This is a genomic window from Oceanibaculum indicum P24 (genome assembly GCF_000299935.1).
In the GTDB taxonomy this organism is placed as follows: domain Bacteria; phylum Pseudomonadota; class Alphaproteobacteria; order Oceanibaculales; family Oceanibaculaceae; genus Oceanibaculum; species Oceanibaculum indicum.
The window spans coordinates 150,132-163,998 of record NZ_AMRL01000006.1 but is presented as its reverse complement, the minus strand read 5'-3'; the positions used below and the strand labels follow the sequence as shown (position 1 = coordinate 163,998).

11 protein-coding genes are annotated in these 13,867 nt (G+C 66.0%); 5 read left to right on the top strand and 6 right to left on the bottom strand.

The genetic code is table 11. The features are described 5' to 3' along the window. Positions 1–33: 33 nt before the first annotated feature. On the top strand, positions 34–1,350 hold the full coding sequence (locus tag P24_RS07310; RefSeq protein WP_008944060.1) for an acyclic terpene utilization AtuA family protein: 1,317 nt from the start codon (positions 34–36) through the stop codon (positions 1,348–1,350). Further along, complete coding sequence (locus P24_RS07305) at positions 1,347–1,697, top strand: AtuA-related protein (RefSeq protein WP_008944059.1); 351 nt, start codon at positions 1,347–1,349, stop codon at positions 1,695–1,697. Before P24_RS07310 ends, P24_RS07305 begins: the two co-directional genes overlap by 4 nt. 55 nt (positions 1,698–1,752) lie before the next feature. Here the strand turns inward: P24_RS07305 and P24_RS07300 are convergent, their stop codons facing one another. The 3 genes from P24_RS07300 to P24_RS07290 form a co-directional block, all read right to left on the bottom strand. Continuing rightward, positions 1,753–3,063: a TRAP transporter large permease gene (locus P24_RS07300; RefSeq protein ID WP_008944058.1), complete on the bottom strand. Its 1,311-nt coding sequence runs from the start codon at positions 3,061–3,063 to the stop codon at positions 1,753–1,755. After that, the gene (locus tag P24_RS07295; protein ID WP_008944057.1) at positions 3,060–3,731 is read right to left on the bottom strand and encodes a TRAP transporter small permease subunit; all 672 of its coding nucleotides are present in this window, start codon (positions 3,729–3,731) and stop codon (positions 3,060–3,062) included. The genes P24_RS07300 and P24_RS07295 overlap by 4 nt, the downstream gene beginning before the upstream one ends. Before the next feature lie 137 nt (positions 3,732–3,868). After that, positions 3,869–4,909: a C4-dicarboxylate TRAP transporter substrate-binding protein gene (locus P24_RS07290; protein WP_008944056.1), complete on the bottom strand. Its 1,041-nt coding sequence runs from the start codon at positions 4,907–4,909 to the stop codon at positions 3,869–3,871. Between the two features lie 251 nt (positions 4,910–5,160). Here P24_RS07290 and P24_RS07285 point away from each other — a divergent pair, with 251 nt between their 5' ends. Next, positions 5,161–6,393: a CaiB/BaiF CoA transferase family protein gene (locus P24_RS07285; RefSeq protein WP_008944055.1), complete on the top strand. Its 1,233-nt coding sequence runs from the start codon at positions 5,161–5,163 to the stop codon at positions 6,391–6,393. Positions 6,394–6,398: 5 nt separating this feature from the next. Here the strand turns inward: P24_RS07285 and P24_RS07280 are convergent, their stop codons facing one another. Further along, positions 6,399–9,017: a 2-oxoglutarate dehydrogenase E1 component gene (locus P24_RS07280; protein WP_008944054.1), complete on the bottom strand. Its 2,619-nt coding sequence runs from the start codon at positions 9,015–9,017 to the stop codon at positions 6,399–6,401. 147 nt (positions 9,018–9,164) lie between these two features. On the opposite strand from P24_RS07280, the gene P24_RS07275 reads away from it, so the two are divergent. Further along, positions 9,165–10,394, top strand: coding sequence for a CaiB/BaiF CoA transferase family protein (locus tag P24_RS07275; protein ID WP_008944053.1), 1,230 nt, complete (start codon positions 9,165–9,167; stop codon positions 10,392–10,394). A gap of 9 nt (positions 10,395–10,403) precedes the next feature. Here the strand turns inward: P24_RS07275 and P24_RS07270 are convergent, their stop codons facing one another. Next, entirely contained in the window at positions 10,404–11,183 is a 780-nt protein-coding gene (locus P24_RS07270; protein ID WP_008944052.1) for a rhomboid family intramembrane serine protease, read from the bottom strand. 140 nt (positions 11,184–11,323) lie between these two features. Here P24_RS07270 and P24_RS19145 point away from each other — a divergent pair, with 140 nt between their 5' ends. Next, on the top strand, positions 11,324–12,589 hold the full coding sequence (locus P24_RS19145; protein ID WP_008944051.1) for a pentapeptide repeat-containing protein: 1,266 nt from the start codon (positions 11,324–11,326) through the stop codon (positions 12,587–12,589). Here the strand turns inward: P24_RS19145 and P24_RS07260 are convergent. Further along, complete coding sequence (locus tag P24_RS07260; protein ID WP_008944050.1) at positions 12,579–13,790, bottom strand: MFS transporter; 1,212 nt, start codon at positions 13,788–13,790, stop codon at positions 12,579–12,581. The genes P24_RS19145 and P24_RS07260 overlap by 11 nt on opposite strands. Positions 13,791–13,867 lie beyond the last annotated feature (77 nt).

The window sequence follows — 13,867 nt, the reverse complement described above, 5'->3', positions numbered from 1 at the left end:
GTAGGCGCAAAATAATGTCGGGAGGAATGACATATGCGCATAGGAAGCGGCGCCGGTTTCGGGGCCGACCGTCTGGAGCCGGCCTTGCGGCTGATCGAACAGGGACGGCTGGACTGGATCGGCTTCGAATGCCTGGCCGAGCGCACGCTGGCGCAGGCCCAGACCGCCCGCGCCGCCGATCCAACCAAGGGCTATAACCGCTATCTGGAAGCCCGGCTGCGGGCCTGCCTGCCGGCCATGGCGAAGAACGGCACGCGGCTGATCACCAATATGGGGGCGGCCAATCCGGCGGCAGCGGCGCGCGCGGCAGCTACCTTGAGCGGGGCCGGCGGGCCCGCCATCGCCTATGTCGAGGGTGACGATGTGCGCCACCTGATTGCAGCGGACACACGGCTGGCCGATACCGGCGGCACGGTAGCCGATGTCGGCAAGCCGGTCATCTCCGCCAACGCCTATCTCGGCATCGAGCAGATCCTGCCGGCGATCGACAGCGGCGCGGCCATCGTCATCACCGGGCGCGTTGCCGACCCGTCGCTATTCCTGGCGCCGCTGGCGCATAAATTTGGCTGGGCGCTGGACGACTGGGCGCGGCTGGGCGGCGGCACGCTGGTCGGCCATCTGCTGGAATGCGCAGCACAGGTCACCGGAGGTTATTTCGCCGACCCCGGCTACAAGGACGTGCCGGGCGTCGAGGATGTCGGCTTCCCGCTGGCCGAGGTGGATGCCGACGCGACAGCCATCATCACCAAGCTGGACAGCGATGGCGGACTGGTCGATGCGCGCACGGTGAAGGAACAGGTGCTGTACGAGGTGCACGACCCGGCACGCTATCTGACGCCGGACGTGACGGCGGATTTCTCCGGCGTTGCCCTGCGCGAGGACGGCCGCAACCGTATCGGCCTGTCCGGTGCCTCCGGCAAAGCGCGGCCAGACACGCTGAAGGTGACGGTTGCCTTCGATGGCGGTCTGATCGCCGAGGCCGGCATCTCCTATGCCGGGCCGGGTGCGGCGGACCGGGGACGGCTGGCCGCCGACATATTGCGCCACCGGCTGCGCGATATTCCCGAATTGCGCATCGACATGATCGGCGTTGCCGCGCTGCACGCCTCGGCAGAATCGGTGCGGCGCAACGCGCCCAGCGGATCGGCGGATGTGCGCGTCCATGTCACCGCCCGCACCGAGGACCGGGACATTGCCGACCGCGTGCTGTGGGAGGTGGAGGCGCTCTATACCTGCGGACCGGCAGGTGGCGGCGGCGTGCGCGGCGAGGTGCGGCGCAGCTTCACCACCCATGATGCCTATATCCCGCGCGATGCCATCTCGATCCGTACAGAGGTGATCCGGCCATGAACAGCAGAAAGGTTTTCCTGCGCGCGCTGGCCCATGCAAGGGCCGGCGACAAGAACAACACCTCCAACATCGCGGTCTTCGCCTATGACCCGGCGCATTATCCGGTGCTGGAGGCGCAGCTGACACCGCAAGCCGTGGCCGCGCACATGGCCGGGCTGGTGCAGGGCGGCGTGAAGCGCTATGCCGTGCCGCAGCTACACGCGCTGAACTTTGTCATGGAACAGGCGCTGGAAGGCGGGGTGAATGGCTCCCTCAACCTCGACGGCCATGGCAAGAGCTGGAGTTCCTTCCTGCTGGGCATGGAGATCGACCTGCCGGAGGATGCGCCGCCCCCACCCAAGGGGTGAGGCACAAAAAAAGGGGCGCTCCAGGCGCCCCTTTTTCTTCAGCCGAACGGTGTCGTCAATTCAGCATCGTGTTGGGCAGCCAGGTGATGACTTCCGGCCAGATCAGGAACACGCCGACCGTGATGAAGTCAGCAATCACGAAGGGGCCGACGCCACGGAACACACTGGCCACCGGAATATCCGGCCGCACCGCGGACACCACGAAGCAGTTCAGCCCGATAGGCGGGGTGACGAGGCAGACCTCCGCCATCTTCACCACGATGATGCCGAACCAGATCGAGTCGTAGCCCAGCGCCATCACCGCCGGATAGACCACCGGCAAGGTGAGCAGCAGCATACCGATGGCATCCATGAACATGCCGAGGATGACGTATCCCAACAGGATGAACAGCATCACCACCCAGGGCTCGAACGGCAGCGAGGTGATGAACTGGGTGAAATGTTCCGGCAGCCCCGCGAAGCCCAGGAAGCGCACGAAGATCAGCACGCCCCAGATCAGCGAGAAGATCATGACGGTGAGCTTCGCCGTCTCCAGCAGGGAGTCCTTCAGCGCCTCGTACCGCATGCCCTGCATCAGCGCCATGATGAACACGACGAAGGCACCCAGCGCGCCGGCCTCGGTCGGCGTCGCCCAGCCGAGATACATGGCGGTGAAGATGATCAGCACGACGGAGATCACCGGCGCCGTGCCAGGCAGCGCCTTGATTCGGTCGCCCCAGGTATAGCCCTTGATCGCCGGGCCGACCTTCGGATCGAGCTTCGCCCAGATCAGGATGATGAGGGCATAGATCAGCGCCGAGACCACGCCGGGGATGAAGCCTGCCAGCAACAGCCGGCCGACCGATTCCTCGACGATGATGGCGTAGATGACCAGGATCGCGCTGGGCGGGATCAGCGTCGCCAGCGTACCGCCGGCCGCCACCACGCCCGCCGCCAGCCGGCGGGAATAGCCCGCCGCCAGCATCTCCGGGATGGCAACGCGGGAGAACACCGCCGCCGTCGCGGTGGAAGCGCCCGACACGGCGGCGAAACCGGCCGTAGCGAACACCGAGGCCACGGCAAGGCCGCCCGGCAGGAAGCCGAACCATTTCCGCGCCGCGTCGAACAGCGACTGGGTGATGCCGGCATGGAAGGCGAGATAGCCGATCAGGATGAACATCGGCAGCACCGACAGCGTGTAGCTGACGGCCTTGGAATGCGGGATGGTGCCAATCATGCCGGCACCGGCATCCCAGCCGATCATCGCCACCAGCCCGACCAGGCCGACCGCCGCCGCAGCGATGTAGATGCGCACGCCGGATAGCACCAGCAGCAGCATGCAGACGACGCCAATGACGCCGATGGTATCGTTATCGAGGCCGGTCACGACGCCGCACTCCCCTTATTCTGCTTTTCCTGCTCCAGCGCACCAGCCTCGGCAGCCTCTTCCTCGGCCATCTGCTTCACGTCAGCCACCAGTGGCACGGCGATGGGCGCCGCGTCGGGATTGATGAACAGCCGGGCATAGCCGATCAGGTTCAGCCAGAGTCGGACCCACAGGGTCAGGAAGGCGAAGGCAACCAGCATCTTGGACGGCCACCAGGGGATTTGCGCGTCGATGGTGGAATCGCCGTATTCATAGGCGCGCAGCGCGTGCGTCCAGCCGTAATAGATCAGGATCGCAACGACGAACAGCGCCACGATCTGGCCGAAAATCTCCAGCGTCCAGAGGGGGCGGCCGCGCATCTTGCCGACCACCAGCTCCATGCGGACATGGCCGTTCAGCCGCTCGCAATAGGCGATGGCAAGGAAGGCGAAGATGCTGATCGACATCTCCACCGCATCGATATAGCCGAAGATCGGCGTGCCGAAGACCTGCCGCCCGACGATCTGCATCACGCCGACCGCCATCAACGCAAAGATGCAGAGGGCGGACAGGAAGGCGACGAATTTCTCGATCGGATGAAAAAAACCGTCGAGCCGGTCGATTAAACGGCCGCCGGTGGCCTCCTCCTGCGGAGTCCAGGTGACAGGCCGCCTGATCTTGGTGTCCATGCAAGCTCCCCAACCTACGCTGGTACGATTTCGGGTCGGATATGGGACGCTCCGCCAGAGAGGGCGGAGCGCAAAGAGGACTCACGATTAAGAAAAAATGGCCGCGCCCTTCGCGGAACGCGGCCATTTGACCAGTCTTACTTCTTCGCAGCCTTCTTGGCTTCTGCCAGCACGAGGTCCAGCAGGCCCTGGGCGTCGAACTTGTCCTTGTTCTCAGCGACCCACTCGTCCCACACCGGCTTCGCGGCAATCTTCCGGAACTCATCCAGCTGCGCGTCGGTATAGACGACTTCCTTCAGCTTGGCGCGGAAGGCCGGCAGGTTCTTCTCGTCGATGTCGTGATAGGCCTTGATCTGCACCTGGTAGGCCGGCGCCTTCAGGTCCATCAGCAATTTCTTGTACTGGTCGGGAAGCTTAGCATAGGCGTCCTTGTTGAACACCGTGCCGCATTCCGTGGTGCCCGGCGACATGTTCGAGGTGAACCAGTCGGACACTTCCGGCAGCTTGTAGGACGCGTGCGAGTAGGTATAGGGGAAGGACGCCGCATCCATCGTGCCACGCTCCACACCGGTATAGACTTCCGGCGCCGGAACGGTGGTCAGGGTCGCGCCCAGCTTCTGCATCGCGGTGCCGAGGCCACCGCCCGCACGCACGCGCAGGCCCTTCCAGTCCTCCAGCTTCTGCGGTGGGTTGCCACGGCCCATGAACTCATACTGCGGCAGCAGCGAGGACATGTAGGTCATGGCGTTCCAGTTATCCATGTCCTTCACATAGGCCGGATGCGCCATCACGGCCTCGCGCACATGCATGGAGACTTCGAGGTCGCCCAGCGGCAGGAACGGCATGGTCAGCACCATCGAGGCCGGATTCTTGCCCGGATGGTAGAAGTTGCAGTACATCGCCGCCTGGAAGGCGCCGATCTTGATGCCGTCGAAATTCTCGCGCGCCTTGGACAGCGCCTCGCCGTAGTGCAGCTTGATGTTGAACTTGCCGCCGGTCTTCTCGCTGACTTGCGCCGCGACATATTCCATGCCCGCCGTGAAGGCACGCTTGGTGCCCCAGGTGGACAGGTTCCAGGAAACCGACGGCCCGTCGATGGTCTGTGCCTGAGCCGGCATGCCGGTGATGAGGAGGGCGCCCGCCATCGTGGCGACGCCAGCAAGCGTCTTAACTTTCATCCGTAACCTCCCAAGGTCTTCTTTCTTCATTACCGGCCCTATTGACGAGCCGAACTTGAAAAGGATTTTTGCAGATCGAAACCGTCTTCACAACCATGTATGCAATTGAATACCGAATAAAGTCGGCGCGCATACAACCACGCCCTGCTGGCGGCGGCGCAACCGCCTGATTTCAATAGCGTTACCTGGCCCATTGCCTTTGCGGCGCGCCGGCGCTTGGATAGCGGCAAAACAAAACGGACGGAAACCCCATGCCCGATCAAGCCGCAACCGGTCACACCAAGACTGGCGCCCTTACCGGCATCCGCATCCTCGACCTGACCTCGGTCGTGTTCGGTCCTTATGCCACGCAGATGCTGGGCGACATGGGAGCCGATGTGATCAAGATCGAGGCGCCGGAAGGCGACGTGATGCGCGCAGCATCCCCGGCCCGCCATCCCGGCATGGGGGCGGTGTACCTGAATTCCAACCGCAACAAGCGCAGCATCGTGCTGGACCTGAAGCAGCAAGCCGCCCGGGATGTCCTGATTCGGCTGGTATCAACGGCGGATGTGTTCGTGCATTCCATGCGCCCGCAGGCGATGACCAAGCTGAGGCTGGACTACGAGACGCTGAAACGGGCGAATCCGGAGATCATTCACTGCTCCGCCTGGGGCTATGGCAGCGGCGGCCCCTATGCCGACAAGCCGGCCTATGACGATATCATCCAGGCGATGTCCGGGGCAGCCGACCTGACCCGCCGGCAGGGGCTGACCGAGGAGCCGGCCTTCGTGCCCGCCATCCTGGCTGACAAGACGGCGGGGCTGCATGTCGCCATCGCGCTGCTGACCGCCATCGTGCACAAGGTGCGCACAGGGCGCGGCCAGTCGGTCGAGGTGCCGATGTTCGAGAGTCTGGCTTCCTTCATGCTGGTCGAGCATCTGGCCGGCGCCGTGTTCGAGCCTGCCGAGGGGCCGATGGGCTATCAGCGACTGCTGGCGCCGCACCGAAAGCCCTACCGCACGGCGGACGGGTACATCACCGTGCTGCCCTACACCACGAAGCAATGGCGCGGCTTCTTCACCCTGGCCGACCGACCGGAGATGCTGGACGACCCGCGCGTGAACGATGCCGGCCTGCGCAGCCGCGTCATCGGCGAGCTGTATCAGATGGTCGCCGAGATCATGCCGTCACGGACCAGCGCCGACTGGCTGGAAGCGCTGGAGCAGGCCGACATCCCAGCCATGCCGGTGAACAGCCTGGAGGATGTGCTGGCCGACCGCCATCTGGCCGAGACCGGCTTCTTTCGGGAATATGACCACCCGAGCGAGGGCCGCATCCGCACGCCGGCCCCGCCGATGCGCTTTTCCGACAGCCCGGCAACGATCCGCAAGGGCGCACCGCGCCTCGGCGAGGACAGCCGCACCGTGCTGGCGGAGGCCGGCTACAGCGATGCCGAGATCGCCGGGCTGATCGACAGCGGCGCGGTCCGGCGAGCGGAGTAGCCCCCTCAACCCAGCGCCGACTCCAGCACTGCCTTGCGTTCCGCCTCGTGCCAGTATTTCACGCCGACGGCAGGGGTCGGCACGGCGGGCCGACCGGCATAGCGCAGGGTGCGTCCCGCCAGCTTTTCCAGCGGCCGGTCGAGATGGGTGAAATAGCCCATATTCGCCGGCTCCTCCTGGCACCAGACCAGCTCCGCCTTCGGATGTGCCGCGAACAGCGCCTTCAGTTCCGCCTCGGGCAGCGGGTAGAGCTGTTCGAGACGGACCAGCGCCACCTTGCCCTCCAGCCCGCGCGCCGCGCGTTCCGCCGCCAGCTCGTAATAGATCTTGCCGGTGCACAGGATCAGCCTGTCCGGCTTTTTCACGCCCGCGTCGGGGATCAGTGACTGGAAGCCGGTGCCCGGCCCGAATTCCTCCAGCGTCGAGACGCAGGCCTTGGTGCGCAGCAGCGCCTTCGGCGTCAGCACCACCAGCGGCTTGCGGAAGTCGCGCTTCATCTGCCGGCGCAGCAGGTGGAAGAAATTGGCCGGGGTTGAGACGTTGGCGACCTGCATATTGGCCCGCGCGCACAGACCCAGCAGCCGGTCGGGATGGCCGGTGGAATGGTCTGGCCCGCCACCATCCAGCCCGTGTGGCAACAGCAGGACGAGGCCGGAGGAACGCAGCCAGCGATCCTCGCCGCACACCACGAACTGGTCGAACACCGGCTGCGCCACATTCAGGAAGTCGCCGAACTGCGCCTCCCAGACGATCATCCGCCTGGGGTCGGCCAGCGTGTGGCCATACTCATAGGCCAGCACAGCATGCTCGATGAGCGGCGTGTTGAACGCCTCGCAGACCACGCCGCCCTGTTCCGCCAGCGGATCGAGCACGCAATGGCGGCGCGGATTCTCCGAATCATGGACAAACAGATGACGCTGGGTGAAGGCGCCGCGCATCGAATCCTGTCCGCCGAAGCGCAGGGGGAACCCCTCGGCCAGCAGGCTGGCAAAGCCCATCGCCTCGCCGGTCGCCCAGTCGATGCCCGCGCCGGTCTCTATGCTCTCCCGCCGCTGGTCGAGGAAGCGTGCCACCTTGCGGTCCAGCGCATACTCCGCCGGCACCGTGGTCAGCGCCTTGCCGATGGCGCGCAGTTCGTCCAGCGGCAGGCCGGTCTCGGTGAACGCAGCCATGTCGGCCTGGCTGCCGCTGCGGAAGCCCTGCCAGACACCGCGGAACCAGCCCGGATCGTTCACCTCATAGCCCTTGGCGGCATCGAAGGAATCCTTGATCGCCTGACGCAGCGTCTCGGCTTCCGCATCGGCGGGGGCGACATCCATCCCGCGCCCGGCCAGTTCCTCCCGGTACAGCGCGGCCAGCGGTGGACGGGCGTCGATCGCCCTGTACATCTGCGGCTGGGTGAAGCGCGGCTCGTCAATCTCGTTATGGCCAAGCCGGCGGTAGCAGACGATATCGACCAGAATGTCGCAGCCGAAGCGCGCACGCCATTGCGCGGCCACGGTGGCGGCGCGGAACAGCGCCTCCACATCGTCGCCATTCACATGCAGCACCGGCGCCTCGACCAGCTTCGCGATGTCGGTGCAATAGCGCGCCGAGCGCCCCTCCTCCGGCATCGTGGTGAAGCCGAGCTGGTTGTTGATGATGACATGGATCGTGCCGCCCAGATCGTAGGGCGGCAGCCTGGAGAGCTGGAACAGTTCCGCCACGATGCCCTGCCCGGCGAAGCTGGCGTCGGTGTGCAGCAGCAGCGGCAACACCTGCCGCTTGCCGGCCGCCCCGCGCAAAGTCTGCTTGCCGCGCGACCGCCCCTGCGTCACCACGCCGACCAGTTGAAGATGCGAGGGGTGCGGCGAGGCGCTGAGCCAGACCCGCTTGCCCTCGATCATCCGTTCGCCGGAATAGCCCAGATGGTAGGGCACGTCGCTGGAGGCCTCCATGCCCGATGGCAGGGCCGGCTTGCCCAGCAGATCGGCAACCAGCGCGACCAGCGGCTTTTCCAGGATCGTCGCCAGCAGGGTGAAACGGCCGCGATGCATGCCGCCCATCAGCACTTCTTCCGTGCCCTGGCGCACGCTCTCGCGAATCACGCTCTCGACCACGGCGAGGAAGCCATCGCCGCCGGCCAGCCCGAACATCTTGGCGCCCGGCAGGCGGCCCTGCAGTGTCTCCTCCAGCGCATGGCCGCGCGCCAGTAACCCCAGCAGGGCGAGGCGCTGCGCGTCGGACGGCAAAGCAGCAGCCCCTTCCGCCTGCGCCTTTAACCAGGCGCGCTTTTCACCATCATGGATATGGCCGAATTCCCAGCCGATGGAGCCGCCATAGGCGGCGCGCAGGCTGGCCTCCGAACCCGGCGGCAATCCATAACTGGCAGGATCGAGTTCCGGCACCGGCGCCGGATCGGTCAGGCCCAGCGGATCGAGCCGGGCCGCCAGATGGCCGCGCAGCCGCCAGGCCTCGGCCAAAAGTGCCATGCCGCCATTGCCGGCAGCCGAGGAAGGCGCCACGGCGCCCCCCGCCTCGAAAAGCTGCGCCAGCCGGCGCGCCATGTCGCGCGGTACGCTGTGCGGATCGTCGAGGAACTGCCGGTAGAGCGCGTCGAGCGCGCCGGGATCGCCGGCACCCATGAAACCATCGTCGGGAATGGTAGCCTCCCTCAATGTCGCACCATCGCGTTGAGGTTCCGGTGCGACTTGTTATTTATCGTGACACCTTCCGATGCTACCAATCCGGCGCAAAGGTCGCCAAGACCGTATCGGGAGGATGCAAGACATATGACCTATGAAGCGCCGCTAAGCCACATCAAGGTGCTGGACCTGTCCCGCGTGCTGGCCGGTCCGTGGGCGACCCAGTTCCTGGCCGATATGGGGGCCTATGTCATCAAGGTCGAACGTCCGGGTGCTGGCGACGACACGCGCGGCTGGGGCCCGCCCTATTTGGTGGAGCCGACCGAGGAAGATCCCGGCCTGTCGGCCTATTACCTTGCCTGCAACCGCGGCAAGCGCTCGATCACCGTCGATATGGCCTCGGCGGAAGGGCAGGAGCTGATCCGCCGCCTCGCCGCCGAGTGCGATGTGGTGGTGGAGAATTACAAGGTCGGCGGGCTTGCGAAGTACGGGCTGGATTACGCCAGCCTCCGGCAAGTGAACCCGAAGCTGATCTGGTGTTCAATCACCGGCTTCGGGCAGACCGGCCCCTATGCCAAGCGCGCCGGCTACGATTTCCTGGTGCAGGCGATGAGCGGCCTGATGAGCATCACCGGCCAGCCCGACGGCATGCCGGGGGCGGAGCCGATGAAGGTCGGCGTGGCGATCTCCGACCAGATCTGCGGCCTCTATTCGCTGTCCGCCATCCTGACCGCGATTATCAAGCGCGACCGCACGGGGGCGGGCGAGTATATCGACATGGCGCTGCTCGACACGCAGATCGCCACTCTGGCCAACCAGGCGACCAACTATCTGGTGTCCGGCGTGGCGCCGGGCCGCATGGGCAACGCGCATCCCAATGTCGTGCCCTATCAGGTGTTCAGGACGGCCGATGGCCACATGATCCTCGGCGTCGGCAATGACGGTCAGTTCCAGCGCTTCTGCGCCGTGGTCGGGGCGGAGCATCTGTCCGGCGACCCGCGCTACAAGACCAATGCCGGGCGCATCGTGAACCGCGAGACGCTGATCCCGCAGGTGGCGGAGATCGTCCTGCAGCGCACCACATCCGACTGGGTGTCGCTGCTGGAAAATCACGCCGTGCCCTGCGGGCCGATCAACGATATCGGCCAGGTCTTCGCCGACCCGCAGGTCGAGGCGCGGGGGCTGAAACGCGTGCTCACCAGCCCGGCCGCACCGGAAGTACCGCAGGTCGGTAACCCGGTGAAGTTCGCCAGCGGGCCGACCAGCAGCGACCGTTCGCCGCCGACACTGGGCGCCGACACGGATGATGTGCTGCGTGAAATCCTGGGCGTCAGCGATGGCGAGATCACCCGGCTGGCCAAAGCGCTCGGGCGGTAGGCTGGGGCGTTACTCCCAGGGGCCGCGTCGGCGGTTCTCTGGCTTCTGTTCCCAGGGACGCAGCCGTCGTCGCCTGAGCCGCACCGCCGGACGCGGCGGCTGACGCCTTTGGGAGAATAAGGGCACCTCGCGACGCTTCATCAGCGGCAGCAGCACCATGCCGGCGACGAAGCCACCGATATGGGCATAGAAGGCGACGCCCGCCTCGCCCGTATCCAGCGCCGCGCTGATGAGCTGTAGCACGAAGTAGAAGCCCAGCACGAAGACCGCCGGCAGCGGCCGCAGCTGCGTGAACCAGCCCAGCGGAATCAGCACCAGCACATTGGCGCGCGGAAACAGCAGCAGATAGGCCCCCAGCACGCCGGAAATGGCACCGCTGGCCCCGACCATGGGAATCTCCGAGGCCGGATCGACGACCGCCTGCAGCAGCGCCGCCGCCACACCGCAGGCGAGGTAGAACAGGATGAAGCGGACGCGCCCCAGCGCATCCTCCACATTGTTCCCGAAAATCCAGAGATAGAGCATGTTGCCGCCCAGATGCAGCAGCCCGCCATGCAGGAACATGGAGCTGAACAGCGTCACCCAGGGATCGACCAGCATAAGGTCGGGATGCAGCCGCTGCCCGCCCAGCAGGGCTGCCGGAATCATCCCCAGCGCATAGATGGCACGCTGCCCTTCACGCTCCCCCAATGTCATCTGCCAGAGATAGACCAGAACGCAGACAGCGATCAGCCCCACCGTCACGATGGCCGGGCGTTCGGTCGGGTTGTCGTCGTTAATAGGGATCATCCGCGTTCTCAGTCAGAATCGATCAGAATTTAAAAATTTACGAAAAAGCCATACGGGTTTACGACTCCTTTACTCATTTCTGTCATCCTCACGCGAATTCGATAAAGCAGAACGCCTCTCTTTTCCCAACGAACCGGCCAATGACAGTGCAGAACGCCGCCATAGCCATCACCCGTGCCATTGAGGCGCACAGCCGGTTCATTACCGGCAAGCCGCAGGGCAAGCGCCTGATGACCAAGGCGCTGGCCCTCGACAATATGGACCTTGCCGACCGCGTTCTCAAAGGCGCGGTGCTGCAGCGCTGCAGCTTCACCAACACCATCCTGCAACGCGTCGATTTCTCGGAAGCCGACCTGTTCGCCAGCAATTTTTTCATGGCGGACCTGCGAAACGCCAATTTCAGGAAGACGGATCTGCGCGGCTGCAATCTCGGCAAGGCGCAGATGGCCGATGCCGACTTTACCGATGCTGATCTTCGCCCCGGCCAGATTGTCGTGATGCGCGACGGCAAGGAGGTCGAGGAGGATCAGGCGGTCGATCTGGGTGGCGCGCGCATCGACCGTGCCCGCATGACCGGCGCCAATCTGAACGGCGCCAACCTCGCCGTCAGCTCCGCCGAGAATGCCGATTTCTCGCGCGCCCGGATGATCGAGGTGAACCTGTCCGGCGCCAAGCTGAACGGCGCCAAATTCCGCAGTGCCAAGCTGCGCAACGCCATCATGATCGGCGCCAAGGTCGAGGGCACCGATTTCACCGGTGCCGACCTCAGCGGCGCCAATCTGCGCAATGTCGATCTGTCCACCGCGACGATGACCAATGCGCAGCTGGAAGGCGCCATCCTGAAAAAGGACGGCGGCGAGATTCCCTCGCTGATCCAGTTCCTGATTGACCAGCACAGCATCTGGATCGCCACCAACGGCATGGCCGGCGAACGGGCCGACTTCGCCCGCAACGATTTGTCTAACCTCGACCTCTCGGCCAGCGACCTGCGCGCCGCGATCCTTTCCGGCGTGAATCTGTCGGGCAGTCAGATCATGAATGCGGAGCTGCTGCTGGCGAACCTGTCGGGAGCCGATCTCAGCAGGGCCGATCTCAGCGGCTCGACCATGTATGGCGTGCGCCTCGACGGGGCCACGCTGATCGAGGCGGCGCTGCGCGATGCCGACCTGTCGCCGCTGCCCCTGCGCAAGCCGGACGGGCAGCCCAGCGGCAAGGTGATGGCAAGCAACCTGACCGAGGCCAAGCTGGTCGATGCCGATCTGCGTGGTGCCGTGCTGCGCGGCGTGAACCTGACCGGTGCCGACCTGACCGGCGCCAACCTGACCGGCGCCGATCTGCGCGGCGCCATCCTCGACGGTACCAAGCTCGGCCGTGCCATCACCACCGGCACCAAGTTCAGCCACTGACCGGCATTGCCGCCTCCAGGCTGCCCAGCCGGCGCAGCGGCGACGCCAGGATCGCGAGCAGGGACAGTGCGAAAGCGGCAGGCACCAGCAGTATAGCGGCCTCGGCACCCCAGCCGGCGCCGATCCAGCCGCCCAGCAGCGCGCCCAGCGGCCGCACGCCGAACACCGCCACCTGAATCGTCGCCCCCACCCGCCCCAGCAGGCCGGGAGGCGTCACGACCTGCCGCAGGCTGGTCTGGCCGATCTGCCAGATCATCGGACCGAAGCCGATCAGGAAGAAGGCGGCGAAGGGCAGCATGCCATAGGGCGTCGGTCCGGCCAGCAGCGCAAGCCCGGCCAGCACCGACAGCGCCGGCCCCAGCGTCAGCAGCGTACCGATCCGCAGCAGCCCGGCCAGCCGGGGCGCGACAAGGGCCCCCAGCAGCAACCCGGCACCATAGGCGCTGAGCGTCATCCCGGTGCCCGCCGCATCCAGCCCCAGATGGGTCAGTGCATAGGGCACGAACACCGCCATCAGCACGAAGAACCCCATGTTCCAGACGATGGCGCACAGCGCGATGGCCCGCAGATAGGGCTGCCGCCAGACGAAAGCCGCCCCATCGCGGATCGCCTGACCGAGCGGCGGCCGTTCTGCCGCCGCCTGCGGCATCGCCGGCAACCGGCTGGCGAGTATCGCCGACAGTAGAGCGCAAAGCGCCGCCAGCGCGAAGCCCAGCGGCGCCTGCCCGGCGTCGGCCAGCAAACCGGCCAGCAAAGGGGCGGACAGGGTGGCGACGGCGCGCGCCAGTTCCAGCCGTGCATTGGCACGCGGCAGGGCCGCAGGATCGGCCAGCAGCGGCACGGCGGCAAAGCCGGACAGCACGAAGGCCACCGTCCCGGCAGCGCCCAGCAGCACGGCGAGACCCAGCGCCGGCACCTGGTGCAGCGACGCCGCGACCGCCGCTGCCGCAAGACAGGCCGCCGCCAGAAGTTGCGCCCGTACCATCCAGCGCCGCTTCTCGGACCGGTCGATCAGCGCGCCGGCCGGAAGGGAGACGACCAGCCAGGCGGCGCTCTGCACCGCGACAAGCAGGCCGACAAGGCCAGGGCCACCGCCCAGCCCCAGCGTGACGACCAGCGGCAGCGCGGCCAGCGCCAGCTGGTCCGCGCCATGCGCGAGGCCGGTGGCGAGACCCAGTCGGGAAATCGGCGAGAACGGCATGAGGGCACTCCATGGGCAGGTTAAGTCGCCTGCCTGTCATGCCCCCGCGCGTAACGCGGGCCTATCCGGTTCTTGTG